The sequence below is a fragment of the Bacillus sp. SRI_025 genome (assembly GCF_057592095.1).
The window spans coordinates 69,546-89,504 of record NZ_JBYEGB010000002.1; the positions used below are offsets into that span (position 1 = coordinate 69,546).

Sequence of the window (19,959 nt, forward strand, 5' to 3'; positions counted from 1 at the left end):
TGGTTTTGTGACTTCAGTATTGGATTTGTTACCTGTGTGTTGAATTGATGTGGTAAAATAGTTAAGTTGAATATTCATTAGAAAAATGGTGGTTAAGCGCATGTCTAATAAATTGCTTCGTGGTACGTTGGTTTTAACGATAGGGACGTATCTCTCTCGTATTCTTGGTATGATTTATTTAATTCCATTTAGCGCAATGGTTGGAGCAACTGGTGGTGCGCTATTTCAATATGGATACAATCAGTATACGATCTTTTTAAGTATTGCTACGCTTGGTTTTCCAACAGCGGTATCAAAATTTGTTTCCAAATATAATGCGATCGGCGATTATGAGACAACAAGAAAAATGTTCAGGGCGGGTATGTCGGTCATGCTTGTCACCGGGATTATCGCCTTTTCTATTTTATATTTGTCCGCACCGATTTTTGCCAAGATTCAGCTTGGCGGATCAAATGAAACAGGCGGTTTGACTGTCGATCAAGTGGTATATGTGATTCGGATGGTCAGCTTAGGCCTTTTGGTTGTGCCGATCATGAGTCTTGTACGGGGTTTCTTCCAAGGGCACTCCATGATGGGACCAACAGCTGTTTCCCAAGTGATTGAACAACTTGTCAGAATCATCTTCCTATTAACGGCGACGTTTATTATTTTAAAGGTGCTTGACGGCGGGCTTGTCATTGCTGTCGGGTATGCAACATTTGCCGCACTGATCGGTGCATTTGGCGGTTTATTTACGCTTTATTTATATTGGCTGAAGCGGAAGGACCGGCTCTTATCTATGCAGCCGAATACAGGCGCTCACTCTGATTTATCTTATAAGCAAATGTTTACAGAGCTGTTTAGCTATGCGGCGCCTTATGTATTTGTTGGACTTGCGATTCCAATTTACTCTTATATTGATACAAACACAATTAACAGAGCCATGATTGCATCAGGGCATCAGGATATAAGTACAGCGGTATTGTCCATTGTGACGTTATATTTACCGAAGCTTGTAATGATTCCTGTGTCACTTGCAACAGCGTTTGGCTTAACCTTGATTCCGACGATTACAGAATCATTTACAGCACGTAATTACAAGCTGCTTAATAGACAAATTGATCAGACGATGCAGATCATTTTATTTTTCGTACTGCCTGCATCATTTGGTATCTCAGCATTGGCTGGACCGGTTTATTGGTTTTTCTATCCATCAGTTCACCCTGAGATTGGGATCTCCATTTTGTTCTGGTATGCACCTGTTGCATTATTGTTTTCTTTATTCACCATTAATGCAGCGATTCTGCAAGGGATTAACAAACAAAAATTTGCTATCGTTAGTCTTTTGTTAGGGATCATTATTAAAACGGTTCTGAACATCCCGCTGATCAGCTGGCTGCAAGGAAATGGTTCTGTACTGGCAACGGCATTAGGCTACAGTGCATCTATCTTGTATATGTTTATCATGATTAAACGCCATGCTGGCTATTCGTTCCGCAGAATTTTCAAACGTTTTATTCTGATTGGTATTTTAACGGCGATCATGGCTGTGGTGGCTTATGTGACATGTCAGCTTGTGAGCCAAGTGATTTCTTATGAAGGCGGAATAGTACAAGCGGGTATCGTCATTTTGATTTCCATGATCACTGGCGGCGGTGTGTATATGTTCTTATCTTATAAGGTGGGATTACTAGAGCGTGTACTTGGCAGCCGTATGCCGAAATTTTTAAGAAAAAAGAGTTAAGAAGAGGTAGATATTCATGAGGCTTGATAAATTACTTGCTAACAGCGGCTTTGGTTCAAGAAAAGATGTGAAAAAGCTTGTCAAGGCCCGGGCGGTCACAGTGAATGGGGAAGTGGCGAAGCAGGTGAAAGATCATGTTGATCCATCAAATGATGAAGTGCTCGTACACGGAGAGCGTGTAGAATATAAAGAATTCATTTACTTAATGATGAACAAACCGGACGGGGTGATTTCAGCCACTGAAGATCTGCGGGATGAAACGGTTGTGGATTTACTCGAGCCGGAGGATATCGCAAGGGAGCCATTTCCTGTGGGGAGACTGGATAAGGATACGGTCGGTCTCCTTCTCCTCACAAATGATGGACAGCTTGCTCATCAATTACTTTCTCCAAAAAAGCATGTGCCAAAAACGTATGAAGTTCATTTGAAATATCCTTTAGGTGATCAAGACATTAAGCGTCTTGAAGAGGGTGTTGTTATCTTAGATGATTATCACACGAAGCCGGCGAAGGTCGAAGTAGATGCGAATGAAGAGGAAGATACACGCATCCGATTGACGATTACTGAAGGGAAGTACCATCAAGTGAAGCTGATGGCCCAAGCGGTGGGAAATGAAGTGATCTTTTTAAAAAGGCTCACAATGGGGGCTGTCTCATTAGATGAAGATCTAGCACCTGGAGAGTACCGTGAATTGACGGATGAAGAATTAGACAGCTTAATGAATCGTGAATAACGTAAGAATAAAAGAAAAGAACCGGCATATCGCCGGTTCTTCAGCGTGTAGACAAACCCTCGCATTCTTTGTCAGTCCTGCGCGCTGGTGCTCACGAATGTTCGATTCGCTCCGCGCCAGTGCTCGTTCTTCCTAGACTTCAAAGGTTTTCTATCACGCTGAAAAGAAGACAAAGGGCTAAAATAAAAATCATTTTAGCCCTTTGTCAACAATCTGCAAAAGAAAAGAACCGGCATATCGCCGGTTCTTTTTGTTATATGGACAATTCATTATACGCTTAAGATGATATTTTTACTTTTTTTCTCGTTGTTTCCCATTTGCCTCTGCTTGGACTATGAACAAGATCGTTATAGGCAAGCACGTTTAAGTCTCTTTGAATGGTTCTAGGTGTGATCCCGAATTCATCAACCAGCTCTTGTGTCGTCACAAGACCTTTCTCTTGAATGAACATATAAACTGATTTAATTCGAGTCATCATACGGTTTGTTGAAGGTTTCAAAAAACCACTCCCTATCAATAAGATCGGATGGACTTGACTAACCACAACTTACTACACTAAAACTGCGAAATAAGGACATGCAACAATGGTAAATGTTCGTGTTTCTTAATGTTTTATTCTATTATACACGTTATTATGCATCTAGTTCCACCAAAAAGTCAACTTTACGTGTTTTTAAACTTGTCTTCATGAAATGAAATATGGTATATATCATGATTTGAATCCGGTTACAACCCAATAATGATAAGGGATACGATAGAAGCTGCCACGTTCAAACGTTCGAAAAATAAACTCAGAAAATTTACAAAATAAAAAATTCAGTGAAGGCCAAAAAAGGCACATTCCATGTAAGGATGTGCCTTTTCTGTTTCTGTTATCCTTCTAAGAAAAAGAGCTGAATGAAAAATAACACCGCAAAGATGAGAACAAGCACATGTACTTCTCTCCATTTCCCTTTCGCCAATTTCACAAGCGGATATGAAATAAATCCAAGTGAAATTCCTGTAGAGATACTAGAAGTCAGCGGCATCGAAAGAATGACAAGAAAAGCAGGGAATGCCTCGTCTAGTTCGTTCCAGCGAATGCGTGACACCGAGTTCATCATCAAGCAGCCAACAATGATTAAAACAGGTGATGTGATGGATGGTAAAGAAGAAATCGCTTGAACGAGCGGGCCAAAAAATAATGCCACAATAAACAGTGCAGCGACTGTTAAAGAAGTCAGCCCAGTTCTTCCGCCAGCAGCAACGCCTGATGATGACTCAATATAAGCAGTGGTTGGACTTGTACCAAACATAGAACCAACCGTTGTTGCAGCAGAGTCAGCGAGCAGGGCTCTGCGCACTTTTGGCAGCTGGCCGTTTTTCATTAATCCGGCTTGTTCGGCAACGCCGATCATAGTGCCTGTTGTATCAAAAATCGTCACCAGTAAGAAGGAGAAGACGACAGCATATAAATGATGAGAGAACACATCACCAAAGGCAGCGATTGGATTGGTAATCAGCATGCCTTCAGGCAGTGCAGGGACGTCCATCAGCATTTTAGGGAAATGAAGCTGGCCTGTTGCGAGCGCAATCAATGTAGTCGCTAACATGCCGATAAACAGTGCACCATTTATTTGCAGAACCATTAATATAACCGAAATCATTAAGCCGACAAGCGTTAAAACGACAACAGGCGAGCTTAAATTGCCAAGCTTCACAAGGTTTTCTGGATCAGCAGCAATGATTCCAGACTGACGGAGGCCGATGAACGCAATGAAAAGCCCGATTCCTGCTGTAATGCCGTACTTTAAATTATCTGGAATGGCTTGAATCAGTTGTTTTCTAAGGGATGTTAACGATAAAATAATAAAGAGTATACCAGCAACAAATACCGCACTAAACGCTGTTTGATAGCTGATGCCGCCACCGCCGACAACGGTAAAGGTGAAATAGACATTCAGCCCCATGCCTGGTGCAATGGCAATCGGATAATTTGCAAATAGTGCCATCCAGAGCGTACCGACGACAGCAGCGATGATTGTTGCAGTAAAGACTTGGTCAAAAGGAATACCTGCTTTTGAAAGAATTCCTGGGTTGACGGCAACAATATAGACCATGGTAAAGAATGTCGTCATACCAGCGATGATTTCTTTCTTTATGTTGGTTTGATTTTCTTTTAACTGAAACATAAAATCCTCCATTTACGAACATTATTACAAAACAATTAATATAATATTCGTTTTAAGGGTGGATTGCAACCTTTTTTCAAGGAGGAATGGAAAAAATGAATTGGGAAGCTGAAGTAATACGAAAAAAAGATGACTTGATCAAGGACACACAATCTTTCTTACAAATTGAAAGTGTCCTTGATGAAGAAGGCGGCAAAGAAGGAAAGCCATTTGGTGAAAAAGTTGATGATGCCCTCAAGTATATGCTGAAAAAAGGGGAAGACGAAGGCTTCACAGTCAAGAATGTCGATGGCTATGCAGGTCATATTGAATACGGGGAAGGCGAAGACATTGTAGGTGTGCTGTGCCATGTGGACGTGGTGCCTGCTGGCGACGGCTGGACAACCCCGCCATTTTCAGCGGACATCAGAGAAAATAAAATCTTTGCACGCGGGGCTATTGATGACAAAGGCCCAACCATGGCAGCGTTCTATGCGCTGAAGATATTAAAAGATTCTGGTCTGCAGCTGTCGAAAAAAATCAGAATGATTATTGGGACAGATGAAGAAAGCGATTGGCGCTGTGTGGACCATTATTTCAAGCATGAGGCGATGCCGCAAATCGGATTTGCACCAGACGCCGATTTTCCGATTATTCATGCGGAAAAAGGGATTATCGATGCCATCCTGTCATTTACATATCAACAAACAGCGAATCATCAGCGCTATACGCTGAAGCAATTTACATCGGGTATGAGGCTCAATATGGTGCCAGATGAGGCAGCTGCTACTGTGACTGCTGCACAGGCACACGATGCTGAATCATTAAAAACAGCCTTCGAAGCCTATCTTGCTGATCATCAATTATCTGGTGAGGTAAAAAGCACAGCGGATGGACTGCATTTTACATTAAAAGGGATATCCGTTCATGCCATGGAGCCGGCGCATGGGACAAATGCGGGCATTCATATGGCGAATTTCTTATGCGGACATGAATTAGATGAGCAGGGACTTGCCTTTACTTCCCAAATCAACGCTTTATTTGATCAGGATACAAGAGGGAAAAAGCTGGGAATTGCTTGCAAAGATGATATTAGTGGAGATTTGACATTGAATGTTGGGACAATCCGCTATAAACAGAATGAGGAAGCAAAGCTAGGGTTAAATGTACGCTATCCAGTAACTGCAGACGGCAAGGACGTCAAAAAAGGAATTGAAAGCATCAAAGGGGCGTCCCTTCTAAAATTCGAAGACAGCCCTCCTCATCACGTCTCAAAAGATCATCCGCTTGTGAAAACCTTGCAGCTGGTATATGAGGAGCAAACGGGAGATCCTGCAACCCTTATTGCCATTGGGGGAGGAACGTATGCGAGATCTTTAGAAGCTGGCGTTGCCTTCGGACCTCTATTTCCTGGCAGACCAGACTGCGCCCATCAAAAGGATGAATATATTGAAATTGATGACTTACTGAGAGCAGCAGCTCTTTATGCACAAGCTATGTATGAATTAGCAAAATAGAAATTGGAAAAGAGAAGAGGGGATTCATAGTGAAAAAAATGTTCTTAAGTTCTTCATTCAAAGACAGCTATTCTCTCTTGTCTGACTTTGCAGGTGAATCATTAAAAGGAAAGCGCGTGACTTTCTTTCCAACGGCAAGTGCTGTAGAAGAAGTCACGCACTATGTGGATGCAGCGAAGGAAGCCTTTCAGCAATTAGGGATGCAGCTTGAGACTGTGCAGATAGATGAACAGTCCGTAGAAGAGATCACACAGATGATCAAACAAAATGATGTGATCTATATTTCAGGAGGCAATACCTTTTATTTATTGCAGGAGTTAAGAAAGCAGCGTCTCGATGACGTGTTGAAAGAAGAAATCAACAAAGGCAAGCTGTACATCGGAGAGTCTGCGGGGAGTATCATTATGGCGCCAAGCATTGAATATATCTCCATGATGGATGATCAGGAGAAGGCGCCGGAGCTTTCATCATTTCAAGGTTTCAATGAAATAAGGCGCTATCCAGTACCGCATATGCACAATGCCTATTTAGGCGAGGCTGCACAGCTAATCATGGAGAAGCATCAGCAGACACTTGATTTATGTCCGCTTACTGATGAACAGGCTTTACTCGTCACAGGGGAGCAGGTTGAGGTGAAATCTGTCTAAGCATCTTAACCGTGAAAGAAGAAAAAGGAACAGGGATTCATCACCCTGTTCCTTTTTTAATCTTGAAAAACATCACTTGATAAGTATCGTTCGCCTGTATCTGCTGTCATACAGATCACGATTTGATCTGCCGGCAATTGCTTCGCTGTTTCAATGGCTGCATAGCAAGCCGCCCCAGAGGATGGGCCTACTAAAATGCCTTCAAGCATAGCGAGCTCCCGTGTGATGTGGTACGCATCTTCGTCGCTTACTTGCACGATCTCATCATAGACATCCTCGTTTAAGATGTGGGGGATAAATCCTGGGCTTGTGCCAACGAGCTTATGTTTGCCAGGTTCCCCGCCAGATAAGACTGGAGATCCCTTAGGCTCTGCTACACGGATGGTTAAATGAGGGAATGCCTTTTTTAATTCCTCTCCAGTTCCTGTAATAGTACCGCCAGTTCCAGCTGTTGCGACAAAGGCGCCAAGGGGCTGTCCAAGTTGTTTCACAGCTTCCATGATTTCGACCGCTGTTGTTCCTCTATGTGCATCTGGGTTTGCTCTATTGTCAAATTGCATCGGAATAAAGCTGTGAGGAATTTGAGCAGCCAGTTCTTCCGCCTTGCGGATGCAGCCTGGCATTTTTTCTTCTCCTGGAGTTAAGACGACCTGCGCCCCGTATGCCTTCAAAATATTGATTCTTTCCTTTGTCATCGTATCAGGCATGACAAGGATGGCTTTGTAGCCTCTTGCGGCAGCATTCATGGCTAAACCAATCCCTGTATTCCCGCTCGTAGGTTCAATAATGGTTGCTCCTTTTGTGAGTTTCCCTTGTTTTTCTGCCTCAACGATCATATTGTAAGCCGCGCGGTCTTTGACACTTCCGCTAGGATTAAATGATTCCAGCTTTAAGTAAACAGCCGCCGCATTTTCTGGCTGGAGCCGCTGTAATTTGACAAGCGGTGTATCGCCAATCAGCTCAGCTATATTTTGTGCAACTTTCATCAGATGACACCCTTTCTTCTCATTCCGCATTTCTTTAGTTATACTATCATCAATGGGGATTCGTAAAGTTTGTTAAAAAAGGACAGGTGATATTGTGTCAGAAAACCGTCATTATTTTATAGGGATTCACATCCCTGAACAACTTGCGCATCAAATCAAACAAGACATTGATCAAAGGAGCGGACTGTTCTTTCAAAAATGGACAGCACCACATGATTATCATGTAACCCTTGTCTTTTTAGGCGCCATTCCAGAAGAGCGTTTAAAAAAGATCATCCAGCTGCTTGACCTCCTTTCAAATGAAGCATCTGCATTTCCACTAGAGCTGAATGAGGTAGGGCAGTTTGGTGCGAAGGAACGCCCGAGAGTCTTTTTTGCAAAGCCTCATGAAAGTGAGCCGCTCATGCATTTAAGAGAAAAGGTAAAGGAGGCTGTCTTGTCAGCAGGACACCCTGTTGAAAAGAGACCGTTTCATCCGCATATGACGATTGCACGCAAATGGAATGCGGATGACCCTTATGAAGAACAAGCGCCTTTACGCAAAGAGCCATATGTGATGGAGGTTTCGCGTATCACTTTATTTGAAATACGTCCGAAGGAAACCCCTCGTTATCACGCAATCAAACAATTTACATTACATAAATGATTCTAGAAGTTGGAGTGAGCAGCAGATGGCGCAAATTATCAAAATTCAAGATTATATATCACGATATGAACAAGACCCGCATCACTACATCAATCAATTCAATCGGTTGAAAAAACAAAGATGGGACGAGTTGAAAAAGGCTTCAAAAGAGGAGGCGCAGCAACCATTTGACCAAATTCCTCAACAAGCGCCTGAACAGGAGGAAGAAAAGAGAAAGAAATTCTCCTTAAAGAGAAAGCAAAAAGAAGCCGATATGAAAAAGGAACGGGACCTAAGTCTTTTTAACGAGCCGACAGATATAGAGCAAGGGGTTTTCAGAAACGTCCCTACCGATGAAACGAAGCTGATTCACTTTTTTAAGGATCATCTCTTTGAAGTGCAATTAAAATGGGCGAGCTCAACGATTTCACATATTTCAACCGTCTCCCATCATATTCGATATGATGAAAAGCTGCGAATGCTGGCGAGGCAGCTTCCAGATTCTTATTTTGTGATGTACAAGCCGGTGCTGCTCATTCAAAAAGCTGAGATGGAATTATGTCCAATACTCATAACGCCGCTCGAAGTAATCTGTTTATCCTTCTTAGAGGCCGAGCCAGACAGCGTCTATATCGGAACGAAGGAACGTTTTTGGGAAAAACGGGCGACTGGGAAAGCTGTTCAGTCCGTCTTAAATCCTTGTGCAAGCCTTCTGCGTTCTGGCACCGTTGTGTCAAAGATCTTACAGCAAAGTGGTGTAGACCTTCCTGTGAAAAAAATTCTCATCAGCCGAACCTCTTATATTGATTTACCTGAAGTTCCATATGGGATGGAGGTTATCGATAAGAAGAAGGCAGAAGAGTGGTTTGAAAAGCAGCGGAAAAATACGGCGCCGACAAAGCATCAGCAATTTAAGGCGACAAAGGTGTTGCTTGCTTATGGTGAAACAGACAGCAAAAGAAGGCAGGAATGGCTCGATTAAAGGCATGATGGAAGGTCACGAAAAATGAGACCCGAGTGGAGCTAATATATGAATGAATGGTACTTTATCGTTAATCCAGAAGCAGGACATGGAAAAGGACTCCGCACATGGAGGAGCATAGAGAAAGAATTACAAAAGGTGGAGGTCTCTTATCGATCGTTCCTCACCCAGCATGAAGGCCATGCCGAAGTTTTGGCAAGACAAATCAGTGCCATGCAGGATGACAGGCTGAAGCGATTGATTGTTATTGGCGGTGACGGAACGATTCATGAAGTGCTGAATGGCTTAAAGGAAATCGATCATGTGCAGCTTAGTTTTGTCCCTGCTGGTCATTGGAATGATGCTGCGAAGGGTCTCGGTATCCATCGTCATGATGTCCTAAAAGAAGTGAGAAAGCAAAAAAGAATGCTCACCAAAACATTTTCTCTCGGCTCCTTTCAAGATCATGCCGAAAGTCCGCAATCTGTTCTTTTTCTCAATCATATCGGTGTGGGGTTTGATGCACATGTGCTGAGGAAAACGGTGCATTTTAGAGGAAAAAAGTGGCTGAAACGGCTGGGGCTTGGCTTTATCATCTACCCGCTGTCATTTCTCCATTCTCTATGGTCGTTTAAGCCATTTGATCTTGCGTTATTTATTGAAAATGAGAAGAAAGTCTTTCGACAAGTGTGGTTTGTGATCGTATGCAATCACCCGTATTACGGGGGAGGGCTGGAAGCAGCACCGGAAGTGAGTGCAAGGCAGCCAGGTTTTCAAACGATGGTTGTCACAGATTTGAATCCATTCAAAGTCCTCTTGTTTCTAAGTGCAATGGTGTTTCGAAAGCACCTTGGGATGAAGGGGGTTACCCTGTTTCAGCATGAGGAAGCGTACTTAGAAGCAGATGAAAAAATCTTATTTCACGCAGATGGAGAAGTGATCGGTGCAACGCCTGTCTTTGTGAAGGCAAGTGAACGATCCTTAAAATTACGTGCTTAAATAACTTGCGTTATGTCCGCAGTCAAAGAACCATGAAAAAAGGCTTCTTTTTCGTAAGGTTCTTGTCCTGATTTTTTAGTTTTGCTTGACGAGTATAAGAAGGTAACGATAAAATCTATAGGACGGCTATTGTTTAGCATCTCATTCTCAATAGCTGTCCTTTTTGTTTTTATGATCATATAAATAAAAAAAAGAAACAGCCAATTGATCCTCAATCGGCTGAATTTTGTCGACTAAAAAAGCAAGATTTAAAATATTTTAAGAAATGATGGGTTGAAAATTGATATGAACTGGTTGGGACAAATATTAGGTAGCGAATGGCACATCTCTCCGGCTGGAGGCGCTACGGGAGATGCGTACTTCGCAACACACAATGACCAAAAGCTATTTTTAAAACGCAATACGTCACCGTTTCTTGCGGTTTTGTCAGCTGAAGGCATTGTGCCGAAGCTTGTCTGGACAAAACGGATGGAAAATGGAGATGTAATTACTGCACAGCACTGGCTGAGCGGTAGAGAGCTGAAGCCAAAGGACATGAATGATCGTCCTGTAGCAGAGCAGCTAAGAAAAATTCATACATCAAAAGAATTGCTCGATATGCTGAAACGATTAGAGAAGCACTCTCTAGATCCAGAATCCATTCTGATGCATCTAAAACAGTCCATTTTAAACGAGCAAATTGTTTCACAAGACATCACGCTTGCCATTCAGTATTTAGAGAAGCATGTGGAGGCTGTCCATTTTGAGGACAAGGTCGTCTGTCATTGTGATCTCAATCATAATAATTGGCTGCTGACAGATGAAAACCAGCTCTATTTGATCGATTGGGATGGGGCGATGATTGCAGACCCAGCGATTGATCTTGGACCGCTTTTATACCATTATGTTGAGGAAGAGAACTGGGAAAGCTGGCTCTCTATGTACGGCGCCCCGCTGACGGATAATTTGCGAAAGCGCATGGCGTGGTACGTGCTCGCTGAAACCGTATCGTTTGTCGTTTGGCATAAACGAAAAGGGAATGAAAAGGCCCAAAAAGAAGTGCAAGCGGAGCTAAATGCACTCTTAAAAAGGTTAAAAATCCATTAAGACAGTGGAATGTTTTCGACCCACTCAGACAGATGTGATTGATGCTCCTCGATATGTGCATCAATTGAACTGACAGAGGTGCCCTTTTGGCTGTAATCATAAATATCTGTTAACAGCTGACGAATGTCGGGATCCAGATCTTCTTTTGCCAGCATTAATTGAATTACGCGTCCCACCTGTTCATATTCTGCAACAGTCCCGCAGCAATCCAGCTGGTGATCGGTTAAAATATCTTTGATTAATTGAAGCTGATGTTGACGGTTTAAACCCATACAAATGCTCCTTTCCTGCGTGTCATTTATGAGGTTAAACTGTGCAATCAGCGCCCAATTTATACATGCGGCAGACCAGCTCAAGCGAAGGGCTGGTCTTTTTATATGGACATAGAAGATGCTGTCTTGCGGGTCTTTATGTTTCATGGTATCTTGATAAAATGTAAAGAAAATAGAGGTGTATCAAATTGAGAATGCGACATAAACCATGGGCTGATGATTACTTAGCTGAGAATGCTCATATTGCTTTAGCAAGTCCCGAGCAATATAAAGGGAAATGGCATGAGCTGTTTGGAAATGATCATCCAATCCATATCGAAGTTGGGACAGGAAAAGGGAGCTTTATTGCTGGAATGGGCAAGCTTCATCCTGATATCAACTATATTGGCATTGAATTATTTAAAAGTGTCATTGTGACGGCAGTAGATAAAATCAAAGAGACAGATGTTGAAAATGTAAAGCTTTTGAACATTAATGCTGAGACGCTGACAGATGTGTTTGCGGAAAATGAGATTGACCGGGTGTATTTGAATTTCTCTGATCCGTGGCCAAAAGCAAGACACGAAAAGCGCAGATTGACGTTTAAAACCTTTTTAGAGCGATATGAACATATTCTTCGTCCAGGCGGTGAATTACATTTCAAAACTGATAACCGCGGGTTATTTGAATATTCTTTAAAAAGTTTTTCTGCCTATGGCCTTCTTTTAACGTATGTCAGCCTAGATTTACATGAGGACGGCTTAGAAGGAAACGTGATGACTGAATATGAAGAGAAATTCTCATCTATGGGACAACCCATCTATCGATCAGAAGTCAAATTCCCAGAATAACAAGTGACATCAAGCTGGCTGCAAAAAAATTGCAGTCAGCTTTTTTTATGAAAAGATTGGTGCATGCGATTTTTGGCTGTATTTGCTACGATAGAAAAAGGAGGGATGACAGCAATGGAGACAATGAAAATAGGTGAAATGGAACTGTTTTGGTTAAACGGGGGAGATACGCACATGGACGGCGGTGCAATGTTCGGTGTCGTGCCAAAGCCTTTATGGTCAAAAAAATACCCGGTTAATGAACGCAATCAAATTGAATTACGATGTGATCCAATCCTCATTCGGTGGAAGGGACTGCATCTGTTAGTGGATTCGGGCATCGGATCAGGGAAGCTGACAGATAAACAAAAACGCAATTACGGCGTGACAGAGGAAACCAAATTGGAAGAATCTCTAGCGGCCCTTGGTCTGCGCCCATCAGATATAGATTACGTATTAATGACACACCTGCACTTTGATCATGCCAGCGGATTAACAAAACGTGAAGGCGATAAGCTCGTGTCTGTTTTTCAGCAGGCAAAAATCATCACATCGAAAATCGAATGGGATGAAATGAGAGCGCCGAACATTCGCTCAAGAAATACATATTGGAAAGAAAACTGGGAGCCTGTGGCAGATCAAGTGGTCACATTTGAAGAAAGTATTGAAGTGATAGAAGGCATCGAGCTCCACCATACAGGCGGCCATAGCAATGGTCATAGTATTTTAACGCTCACAAGTGAGGGCGAAACAGCGATTCATTTAGCTGATATCATGCCTACACACGCTCATAAAAATCCACTCTGGGTTTTGGCATATGATGATTACCCAATGACGTCGATTCCAGCCAAGCAAAAGTGGCAGGCATTTGCAGAAGAAAAAAATGCGTGGTATTTGTTTTATCATGATGCCATTTATCGTGCTGTAAAATGGGACGAAGACGGGCAGATTACACACGAAATCAAAAGAGAAACAGGAAGATAAAAGATCATCTGTATGTTTTTTTCGCCTTTCACACAAAATAACGACAAAATGAACTTGTGAAAGGAAGAGTGCAGGTGAACCAATTTTATCGTGTACATGGTGATGTGATCGAAACACCATTAAGAGGGATGGAAGTCATGTCAGTCCCTTATTTAAACAAAGGGGTTGCATTTACAAAGGAAGAGCGGAAGGAGCTCGGGTTAAAGGGATTTCTTCCGCCTAAGGTTTTAACTTTAGAGGATCAAGCAAAGCGTGCATATGAGCAGTTCAAGGCACAGCCGGATGAGCTAGGGAAAAATGTGTATTTAACATCACTTCATGATAGAAACGAAGTGCTTTTTTACAAATTACTTAATGAGCACTTGGCGGAAATGCTTCCGATTGTCTACACGCCGACTGTAGGAACGGCTATTCAGCGTTATAGCCATGAGTATCGAAAGCCGAGAGGGCTTTATTTATCGATTGATGATCTAGAAGGCATGGAAGAAATTTTTGCTTCTTATGGTGTTGATGAATCAATTGATTTAATCGTTGCAACTGATGCAGAAGGCATTTTAGGCATCGGAGACTGGGGCGTTGGCGGGATTGCCATTTCAGTCGGGAAACTTGCTGTTTATACAGCTGCAGCAGGCATTGATCCTAGCCGCGTGCTGGCGGTAGTGCTTGATGCCGGGACGAACCAGGAAAGTCTCTTAAATGATCCGCTTTATGTTGGAAATCAGCACTCCCGCGTTCGAGGAGAGCGCTATGATCAGTTCATTGATCAATATGTCGAGCTTGCCCGTGCTACTTTCCCAAATGCACTTCTTCACTGGGAAGATTTTGGTACAAAGAATGCCCGTGCGATATTGGAAAAATATAAGGACCGCATTTGTACATTTAACGATGACATTCAAGGAACTGGCGCCGTTTCACTTGCTGCAGTTATGGCATGTGCAAAAGCTTCGAAGGTCCCGCTGAAAGATCACCGTATCGTCATTTTTGGAGCGGGTACGGCAGGTATTGGCATAGCCGAGCAAATCCGTGATGCGATCGTCAGAGACGGAGTCAAAGAAGAGGAGTCCTATGATCATTTCTGGTGTATTGATAAAACGGGGCTGCTCACAGATGATTCACCTGACATTCAGCCATTTCAAAAGCCGTATGCAAGACGTTCTGACGAAGTAAAGGATTATGCCCGTAATGGTCCAAAGCATTCGATTGATCTATTAGAGGTCGTCAAACAGGCGAAACCTACAATCTTAATTGGCACCTCGACGGTCGGAGGAGCATTTACAGAGGAAATTGTAAAAGAAATGGCGTCACACGTGGAGCGCCCTGCGATTTTACCGATGTCGAATCCGACACCTCTTTCAGAAGCAAAGCCGCAAGATCTGATTGAATGGACTGAAGGACGCGCACTTGTGACAACGGGAAGCCCATTTGATCCTGTTGAATATGGAGGCGTCACATATGAAATTGGACAAGCGAATAATGCCCTTGTCTTCCCAGGTCTTGGTCTAGGCACGATTGTGTCAAAAGCCAGGTTGATGACAGACAGTATGTTTGTTGCGAGTGCTGAAGCCATTGCAAGCATGGTCAATGTGGGGAAGCCGGGTGCAGCGATGCTGCCAAGTGTCGATCAGCTTCGAACCGTTTCAGCAACAGTGGCCGTCCGTGTAGCGCAGGCAGCAATTGATGAAGGAATAGCAGAAGAAACGCCTGATGACCTCATTCAGGCTGTGCAGGACGCGATGTGGCATCCTGTGTACAAAAAAATCAAAGCCATATAAAAAAAGCTTCGCAAGGACATGTCTTTGCGAAGCTTTCTTGATCAAGCAACAGAATCAATTACATCAACGATCATGCCTGTTTTGGCATCAATCATCACTTCATACTGTTCAAGCTCGCCAAAGGCAGAGCGGGTAATGCCAGATTTGTACACATCAATCGTTTCACCATTTACGGTATACGGTTCTGGTACAGTATAAATCCAAGAGCCATCAATCGGGCCGCGCTGTTTAAAAGCAGATTTCACAATTTTTAATGCTTTTTCAGACGAGATATACGTAGGGAAAAATACTTTCTTTGCAACAATTGCAGCGGCTACTCCAATACTCGCACCAATCAAAAAATGTTTTAACTTCAACGTGCTGCACCTCCGTATTGCTGTTTTTTCCATTATACAAAACTTGTCCATTGATGTTAAGGAATCCGAATAATTGAAAGCATATTCAAAATTTCTAGAGAGATACTTGGAAAACCGAAAGAATTCTTATAGTATAAAGTGAGTGTTATTTTTATAGGAATATATATGGTCATTACATAGAAACGAGGTAAACTGTAGAATGAACGAAGAAACATTGTCGCTTTTCCGAAATTTAACAGAATTACAGGGAACACCAGGAAATGAGCACCATGTGCGTGCTTTTATGAAAAAGGAACTTGAGAAATATTCTGATGAACTCATTCAAGACCGTCTTGGCGGAGTGTTTGGCCTACGCAAAGGGCCGGAAAACGCACCGAAAATTATGGTAGCTGGTCATATGGATGAAGTCGGATTCATGGTCTCATCGATCACGAAAAACGGAATGATTCGTTTTCAAACACTTGGCGGCTGGTGGAGTCAAGTCATGCTGGCGCAGCGTGTGGACGTTCATACCGATCACGGGCCAATTCCTGGTGTCGTCTCGAGTACACCTCCTCATCTTCTGACGCCAGAACAAAAAAGCAAACCTGTGAAGCCGTCAGATATGCTTATTGATATTGGTGCAGACAGTGAAGAAGAGGCAAAAGAGCTTGGCGTTCGCCCAGGGCAGCAAATCGTTCCTGCAACGGTATTTACCCCAATGGCGAATCCAAAAAAGATTTTGGCAAAGGCTTGGGATAACCGTTATGGCTGCGGCCTTGCAATTGAATTATTAAAAGAATTAAAAGATGAATCACTTTCATGCCAGTTGTATTCAGGAGCAACTGTTCAAGAGGAAGTAGGGCTTAGAGGAGCTGAGGTAGCTGCAAACATGATTCAGCCAGATCTTTTCTTCGCTTTAGATGCAAGTCCTGCAAACGATGTGACAGGTGATAAAACACAGTTCGGCCAGCTTGGAAAAGGTACACTTCTGCGTATTTTTGACCGCACAATGATTACGCACCGCGGAATGAGAGACTTTGTACTCGATACTGCTGAGACAAACAACATTCCATATCAATATTTCGTATCACCGGGTGGTACGGACGCTGGACGTGTTCATATTTCAAACCAAGGTGTGCCTTCTGCTGTCATTGGGGTATGCGCACGCTACATTCATACAAGTCATTCTGTGTTACATGTGGACGATTACGCAGCGGCAAAAGAGTTAATTGTCCGCCTAGTGAAAAATTGTGATCAAAGTACAGTGGATTCTATTTATCAACAAGTATAAATAGAAGAGAAAAAGGCTGCTTCTTCAATGAGAGCAGCTTCAGCGTGTAGACAAACCCTCGCATTCTTTGTCAGTCCTGCGTGCCGGTGCTCACGAATGTCAAATTCGCTCCGCTCCGGTACTCGTCCTTCCTAGGGCTGCAAAGGTTTTCTATCACGCTGAAAAGAAGACAAAGGGCTAAAATAAAGATCATTTTAGCCCTTTGTCAACAATCTGAGGCTGCTTTTTCAATGAGAGCAGCCTTTTTTCTTATTGCTGTTCAAACACGTAAGATAACGCCTTGATCGCTTGGTTTACAGTTTCCACAGTGATATTTGCTTTGTTTGAGAGTTCTTTTAACGGATGGTGCAGTTCTTTTGGACGGATTAAAATCAGAGGTTTCCCTTTTGCAATTGCAGCAGACGCATCCATGGCTGTGTTCCACTGTTTATATTTCTCACCAAAGCGCGCAATGACGACATCTGCTTTGTTTAATAAAATTTCAGTACGAAAATTGTTCAAATCAGAAGCTGCATCATCTTTGAAAATGGCATTCGGCTGCTCACCTAAAATATCCTCACCGATGTTATCTGAGCGGTCATGATTTTCCATTGGACCGACAAATGTCACCGGCAGCTTCAAAGATTGGCTTTTTTCCTTGATTTCATCACGCCACTGGCTATGAATTTCTCCAGCTAAATAAACAGTTAATTGCATAACGAACTCCTCCTTTTGTACAAACTTAGTAAAGGTTTGTCCTGTTTCTTTTCATGTTACACAAGAAGTGCTTGATAAAGCAAAAAAAATATGATTATGATATTCATGGTAGAGACAATTTTTCATCGTAAGAATACTACATATAATGGGAAGGACAGGCCTCTTCGTCTTTCCTATGAGAAAGCAGGAAGACGACGTTGATGACTTATTTGAAAAGAAAGGGGATCTCCCTTTCGCCAAAGGTGTATTTCATTGATGCACTTTCTTATATGGCTTTAGGTCTATTTGCTACATTAGTGGTAGGTCTGATTTTAAAAACAGCAGGAGGTCTGTTATCACTTTCTCTCATTGTGAAAATGGGTACGCTTGCTATGGGTCTGATGGGACCGGCAATTGGCGTAGCAGTTGCTTATCGCTTAAATGCTTCTCCATTAATCATTTTTGCAAGTGTTGTCTCAGGTGCCGCTGGAGCAGAGCTTGGGGGGCCAGCCGGAAGCTTCGTGGCTGCTCTAATTGGGGTGGAACTCGGCAAACTGGTCAGTGGTGAGACAAGAATTGATATTATTTTAACGCCGCTTGTCACCATTATTACTGGCTTTTTCACTGCTGCTTTCATCGGTCCTGGCATTCAGGCGATGATGACAGGGCTTGGCAGACTTATCATGTGGGGGACAGACCAAAGTCCGCTGATCATGGGCATGCTGGTAGCGACCATTGTTGGACTTGCTCTCAGTTCTCCGATTTCAAGTGCTGCACTTGCGCTCATGCTTGATTTAAGCGGGACAGCTGCTGGTGCTGCAACGATTGGCTGCTGTGCTCAGATGGTTGGCTTTGCTGCTGCAGGTTTTAGAGAAAATCGCTTTGGCGGTCTTGCGGCTGTCGGCATTGGGACGTCAAAGTTGCAGCTTTCGAACATTGTGAAAAACCCCCTCATCCTAATTCCGCCGACGATTGCTGGTCTGATTCTCGCGCCAATTGGTATTATTGGCTTTGGGATGGTCAATAATGCGGCAGGAGCGGGAATGGGAACGAGTGGGCTTGTTGGACAGCTCATGACCCTCACCGTCATGGGGTTTCATCCATCTGTATTTCTATCGATAGCTCTCTTGCATATCGTTGGCCCGGCAGTGATTAGTTTGGTAGTATCAGAATGGATGAGAAAGAAAGGCTATATACAATTCGGAGATTTAACCATACAAACTGGAGGAATGAAACATGAAAAAAATTGAATCTAACGAAGAATTACAAAAAGTGATTCAAGAAGACTTAACGGTATTGCTATTTTCAGCTGACTGGTGCCCGGACTGCACATTTATTGAGCCATTCTTGCCAGAGCTTGAAGCAAACTACCCAGAATTTGAGTACTTCTATGTCGATAGAGACAAGTTCATTGACACTTGTGCAGAGTGGGAAATTTACGGCATTCCAAGCTTTTTAGTCTTTAAAAACGGACAAGAGATTAACCGCTTTGTCAGCAAAGATCGTAAGACAAAGGAAGAGATTGAAGCATTTTTAACAGATTCTCTTTCTAAATAACGAAAGGAGAGTCTAAAACGATGGCAAAAATGACATCAAGACAGCTTGCGAATGAACTCAAAAGCCGTCTAACGAACGACAGCTGGTCACACCAGTTTGATCGGGAAAAAGATACACTTCGTATTGAAGATAAACAAACAGGCAAAGGCATCACACTAGAGCTCCCGCCAATTATTGCAAAGTGGGAAGTAAAGCCTGATGAAACAATTGATGAGATTGTTTATTATGTGAAAGAAGCGCTGAGTGCCATGAAAGGCGAAGCGCAGCACATTTCAGGAAAAGAAAAGCAGATCTATCCGGTCATTCGTTCCACTTCCTTTCCTGAGGCATCAAGTGATGGAATTCCGCTCGTATTTGATGAGCATACAGCTGAAACGAGAATCTACTATGCACTTGACCTTGGAAGCAGCTACCGATTAATTGATGAAAAGATGCTTCAAATGGAAAACTGGACAAAAGAACGAATCAGAGAAACTGCAAGCTTCAACGTCCGTTCACTAGAAACTGTAGTGAAAATGGATGAAGTGGCAGGCAACCTGTTTTATTTCTTCCGCGCAAATGACGGGTATGACGCCAGCAGACTTTTAAATGAGTCGTTATTACAAGAATACGCGCAAAAAATAGAAGGACAAATGGCGATTTCTGTTCCTCATCAAGATGTATTCATCATTGCAGATGTTCGCAATGATTCAGGCTATGATATTTTAGGACAGATGTCGATGAGCTTCTTCGCCAGCGGTACGGTTCCGATTACCGCATTGTCATTTTTGTATGATGAGGGTAAGCTTGAACCGATCTTTATACTTGCAAAAAGCAGACCAAAACAGCAGTAGA

The 19,959-nt window shown here is 42.9% G+C and carries 21 protein-coding genes; 15 read left to right on the plus strand and 6 right to left on the minus strand.

The annotated features are described in order from the left end of the window. The first annotated feature begins 100 nt into the window (after positions 1-100). Positions 101-1,723, plus strand: coding sequence for a putative polysaccharide biosynthesis protein (locus AC20OE_RS05210; RefSeq protein ID WP_047203499.1), 1,623 nt, complete (start codon positions 101-103; stop codon positions 1,721-1,723). 16 nt (positions 1,724-1,739) lie between these two features. After that, positions 1,740-2,456, plus strand: coding sequence for a pseudouridine synthase (locus AC20OE_RS05215; RefSeq protein ID WP_047203498.1), 717 nt, complete (start codon positions 1,740-1,742; stop codon positions 2,454-2,456). Positions 2,457-2,733: 277 nt separating this feature from the next. Here the strand turns inward: AC20OE_RS05215 and AC20OE_RS05220 are convergent, their stop codons facing one another. Together AC20OE_RS05220 and AC20OE_RS05225 are read right to left on the minus strand one after the other, a co-directional pair. Then, positions 2,734-2,955 carry a DeoR family transcriptional regulator gene (locus AC20OE_RS05220; protein ID WP_008356419.1) on the minus strand — a complete coding sequence of 74 codons (222 nt, stop codon included), beginning with the start codon at positions 2,953-2,955 and terminating at the stop codon, positions 2,734-2,736. Positions 2,956-3,328: 373 nt separating this feature from the next. Beyond that, entirely contained in the window at positions 3,329-4,627 is a 1,299-nt protein-coding gene (locus tag AC20OE_RS05225) for an NCS2 family permease (protein WP_039180738.1), read from the minus strand. A gap of 95 nt (positions 4,628-4,722) precedes the next feature. Between AC20OE_RS05225 and pepV the strand changes: the two genes are divergently transcribed. Both pepV and AC20OE_RS05235 read left to right on the plus strand, forming a co-directional pair. Continuing rightward, positions 4,723-6,123, plus strand: coding sequence for a dipeptidase PepV (gene pepV, locus AC20OE_RS05230; RefSeq protein ID WP_099663547.1), 1,401 nt, complete (start codon positions 4,723-4,725; stop codon positions 6,121-6,123). Positions 6,124-6,152: 29 nt separating this feature from the next. Further along, entirely contained in the window at positions 6,153-6,770 is a 618-nt protein-coding gene (locus AC20OE_RS05235; RefSeq protein WP_487268624.1) for a Type 1 glutamine amidotransferase-like domain-containing protein, read from the plus strand. Between the two features lie 56 nt (positions 6,771-6,826). Here AC20OE_RS05235 and cysK read toward each other — a convergent pair whose 3' ends face one another. Continuing rightward, entirely contained in the window at positions 6,827-7,756 is a 930-nt protein-coding gene (cysK, locus tag AC20OE_RS05240; RefSeq protein WP_151284616.1) for a cysteine synthase A, read from the minus strand. A 94-nt stretch (positions 7,757-7,850) separates the two neighbouring features. On the opposite strand from cysK, the gene thpR reads away from it, so the two are divergent. The 4 genes from thpR (at position 7,851) to AC20OE_RS05260 (ending at position 11,427) form a co-directional block, all read left to right on the plus strand. Continuing rightward, on the plus strand, positions 7,851-8,402 hold the full coding sequence (thpR, locus tag AC20OE_RS05245; RefSeq protein WP_126681459.1) for an RNA 2',3'-cyclic phosphodiesterase: 552 nt from the start codon (positions 7,851-7,853) through the stop codon (positions 8,400-8,402). A 25-nt stretch (positions 8,403-8,427) separates the two neighbouring features. After that, complete coding sequence (locus tag AC20OE_RS05250; protein WP_126681460.1) at positions 8,428-9,363, plus strand: hypothetical protein; 936 nt, start codon at positions 8,428-8,430, stop codon at positions 9,361-9,363. A gap of 48 nt (positions 9,364-9,411) precedes the next feature. Continuing rightward, positions 9,412-10,341 carry a YegS/Rv2252/BmrU family lipid kinase gene (locus tag AC20OE_RS05255; RefSeq protein ID WP_039180720.1) on the plus strand — a complete coding sequence of 310 codons (930 nt, stop codon included), beginning with the start codon at positions 9,412-9,414 and terminating at the stop codon, positions 10,339-10,341. 285 nt (positions 10,342-10,626) lie between these two features. Next, a complete protein-coding gene (locus tag AC20OE_RS05260; RefSeq protein WP_487268627.1) occupies positions 10,627-11,427 on the plus strand; it encodes a phosphotransferase family protein in 801 nt (266 codons plus the stop codon). Here AC20OE_RS05260 and AC20OE_RS05265 read toward each other — a convergent pair. Further along, on the minus strand, positions 11,424-11,699 hold the full coding sequence (locus AC20OE_RS05265; protein WP_025092409.1) for a YtzH-like family protein: 276 nt from the start codon (positions 11,697-11,699) through the stop codon (positions 11,424-11,426). The genes AC20OE_RS05260 and AC20OE_RS05265 overlap by 4 nt on opposite strands. Positions 11,700-11,887: 188 nt before the next feature. Between AC20OE_RS05265 and trmB the strand changes: the two genes are divergently transcribed. The 3 genes from trmB to AC20OE_RS05280 all read left to right on the plus strand — a co-directional run bounded on the left by trmB (position 11,888) and on the right by AC20OE_RS05280 (position 15,264). Then, positions 11,888-12,529 (plus strand): tRNA (guanosine(46)-N7)-methyltransferase TrmB, encoded by a 642-nt coding sequence (trmB, locus tag AC20OE_RS05270; protein ID WP_024424866.1) that lies wholly within the window; start codon positions 11,888-11,890, stop codon positions 12,527-12,529. A gap of 114 nt (positions 12,530-12,643) precedes the next feature. Continuing rightward, the gene (locus AC20OE_RS05275) at positions 12,644-13,492 is read left to right on the plus strand and encodes a YtnP family quorum-quenching lactonase (protein WP_126681463.1); all 849 of its coding nucleotides are present in this window, start codon (positions 12,644-12,646) and stop codon (positions 13,490-13,492) included. A 74-nt stretch (positions 13,493-13,566) separates the two neighbouring features. Continuing rightward, a complete protein-coding gene (locus AC20OE_RS05280) occupies positions 13,567-15,264 on the plus strand; it encodes an NAD-dependent malic enzyme (protein WP_081258405.1) in 1,698 nt (565 codons plus the stop codon). A 41-nt stretch (positions 15,265-15,305) separates the two neighbouring features. Here AC20OE_RS05280 and AC20OE_RS05285 read toward each other — a convergent pair whose 3' ends face one another. Continuing rightward, a complete protein-coding gene (locus tag AC20OE_RS05285) occupies positions 15,306-15,620 on the minus strand; it encodes a PepSY domain-containing protein (RefSeq protein ID WP_099663541.1) in 315 nt (104 codons plus the stop codon). 199 nt (positions 15,621-15,819) lie between these two features. Here AC20OE_RS05285 and AC20OE_RS05290 point away from each other — a divergent pair, with 199 nt between their 5' ends. Next, the gene (locus AC20OE_RS05290; RefSeq protein ID WP_487268631.1) at positions 15,820-16,893 is read left to right on the plus strand and encodes a M42 family metallopeptidase; all 1,074 of its coding nucleotides are present in this window, start codon (positions 15,820-15,822) and stop codon (positions 16,891-16,893) included. A gap of 249 nt (positions 16,894-17,142) precedes the next feature. On the opposite strand, the gene AC20OE_RS05295 is transcribed toward AC20OE_RS05290, so the two are convergent. Beyond that, complete coding sequence (locus AC20OE_RS05295; RefSeq protein WP_024426182.1) at positions 17,143-17,589, minus strand: YtoQ family protein; 447 nt, start codon at positions 17,587-17,589, stop codon at positions 17,143-17,145. Positions 17,590-17,789: 200 nt separating this feature from the next. On the opposite strand from AC20OE_RS05295, the gene AC20OE_RS05300 reads away from it, so the two are divergent. Genes AC20OE_RS05300 through AC20OE_RS05310 form a run of 3 tightly spaced genes read left to right on the plus strand, consistent with a single transcriptional unit; the run spans position 17,790 to position 19,958 of the window. Beyond that, a complete protein-coding gene (locus AC20OE_RS05300; RefSeq protein ID WP_487268634.1) occupies positions 17,790-18,818 on the plus strand; it encodes a PTS sugar transporter subunit IIC in 1,029 nt (342 codons plus the stop codon). Continuing rightward, positions 18,805-19,125, plus strand: a complete 321-nt coding sequence (locus AC20OE_RS05305; RefSeq protein WP_024424860.1) for a thioredoxin family protein — start codon at positions 18,805-18,807, stop codon at positions 19,123-19,125. The genes AC20OE_RS05300 and AC20OE_RS05305 overlap by 14 nt, the downstream gene beginning before the upstream one ends. Positions 19,126-19,145: 20 nt before the next feature. Next, a complete protein-coding gene (locus AC20OE_RS05310) occupies positions 19,146-19,958 on the plus strand; it encodes a DUF1444 domain-containing protein (RefSeq protein WP_487268636.1) in 813 nt (270 codons plus the stop codon). The last annotated feature ends 1 nt before the right edge of the window (position 19,959 follow it).

Excerpts from the sequence above, each read along its gene's own strand:
- AC20OE_RS05210 (WP_047203499.1), top strand. The coding sequence starts at position 101 with ATGTCTAATAAATTGCTTCGTGGTACGTTGGTTTTAACGATAGGGACG.
- AC20OE_RS05215 (WP_047203498.1), top strand. The coding sequence starts at position 1,740 with ATGAGGCTTGATAAATTACTTGCTAACAGCGGCTTTGGTTCAAGAAAA.
- AC20OE_RS05225 (WP_039180738.1), bottom strand. The coding sequence starts at position 4,627 with ATGTTTCAGTTAAAAGAAAATCAAACCAACATAAAGAAAGAAATCATC.
- pepV (WP_099663547.1), top strand. The coding sequence starts at position 4,723 with ATGAATTGGGAAGCTGAAGTAATACGAAAAAAAGATGACTTGATCAAG.
- cysK (WP_151284616.1), bottom strand. The coding sequence starts at position 7,756 with ATGAAAGTTGCACAAAATATAGCTGAGCTGATTGGCGATACACCGCTT.
- AC20OE_RS05250 (WP_126681460.1), top strand. The coding sequence starts at position 8,428 with ATGGCGCAAATTATCAAAATTCAAGATTATATATCACGATATGAACAA.
- AC20OE_RS05255 (WP_039180720.1), top strand. The coding sequence starts at position 9,412 with ATGAATGAATGGTACTTTATCGTTAATCCAGAAGCAGGACATGGAAAA.
- AC20OE_RS05260 (WP_487268627.1), top strand. The coding sequence starts at position 10,627 with ATGAACTGGTTGGGACAAATATTAGGTAGCGAATGGCACATCTCTCCG.
- AC20OE_RS05265 (WP_025092409.1), bottom strand. The coding sequence starts at position 11,699 with ATGGGTTTAAACCGTCAACATCAGCTTCAATTAATCAAAGATATTTTA.
- AC20OE_RS05275 (WP_126681463.1), top strand. The coding sequence starts at position 12,644 with ATGGAGACAATGAAAATAGGTGAAATGGAACTGTTTTGGTTAAACGGG.
- AC20OE_RS05290 (WP_487268631.1), top strand. The coding sequence starts at position 15,820 with ATGAACGAAGAAACATTGTCGCTTTTCCGAAATTTAACAGAATTACAG.
- AC20OE_RS05295 (WP_024426182.1), bottom strand. The coding sequence starts at position 17,589 with ATGCAATTAACTGTTTATTTAGCTGGAGAAATTCATAGCCAGTGGCGT.
- AC20OE_RS05300 (WP_487268634.1), top strand. The coding sequence starts at position 17,790 with ATGACTTATTTGAAAAGAAAGGGGATCTCCCTTTCGCCAAAGGTGTAT.
- AC20OE_RS05305 (WP_024424860.1), top strand. The coding sequence starts at position 18,805 with ATGAAAAAAATTGAATCTAACGAAGAATTACAAAAAGTGATTCAAGAA.
- AC20OE_RS05310 (WP_487268636.1), top strand. The coding sequence starts at position 19,146 with ATGGCAAAAATGACATCAAGACAGCTTGCGAATGAACTCAAAAGCCGT.